1 protein-coding gene is annotated in these 470 nt (G+C 41.7%); it reads right to left on the bottom strand.

Annotated features, from left to right (window positions below):
* Positions 1 to 106 precede the first annotated feature (106 nt).
* Positions 107 to 421, bottom strand: a complete 315-nt coding sequence (locus IQQ51_RS27965) for a transposase (RefSeq protein ID WP_082153993.1) — start codon at positions 419 to 421, stop codon at positions 107 to 109.
* Between the last annotated feature and the right edge of the window lie 49 nt (positions 422 to 470).

Below are 470 nucleotides of genomic sequence, written 5' to 3' on the forward strand. Positions count from 1 at the left end.
TTCCTTGTTAGCCACTTGTAATAACCCGCTTTAGAAACGCCCAACCATTGGCATAGTCGTATGACAGGAAGCTTCACACTGGCCTTCTTAAGGATATATTCGAATCTTATTCTTTTTGGCTGTCGAAGAAAGCCTTCGCTTCCTTTAAGAAATCATTCTCCACCTCTGCCATCTCAAGCTTCTTTTTCAATTGACGGATCTCTTTCTCCAGTTGTGCAACGGATTTTTCGGGGCCGTGGTTAGGTATTGGGAGGGAGTTAGTCTTTTTCGATGTCATTTGGCATCTCCATTTAGAAAGTAGCACCGGCGATATTCCTAAGGATAGTGCTACTGACTTAACGGTATCAGAAGAATCGAGAGATCGCTGAACAGCTTCTCGTTTAAATTCGTCTGTATATTGTCTTTGTGATTTTACTTTCATGACACTCAATGCTCTGTATTAAGTGTCTACTTTTATGGGGTCACATCAG

Origin of the sequence: Vibrio sp. OPT18 (assembly GCF_015163615.1) — a bacterium.
Lineage (GTDB): Bacteria > Pseudomonadota > Gammaproteobacteria > Enterobacterales > Vibrionaceae > Vibrio > Vibrio coralliirubri.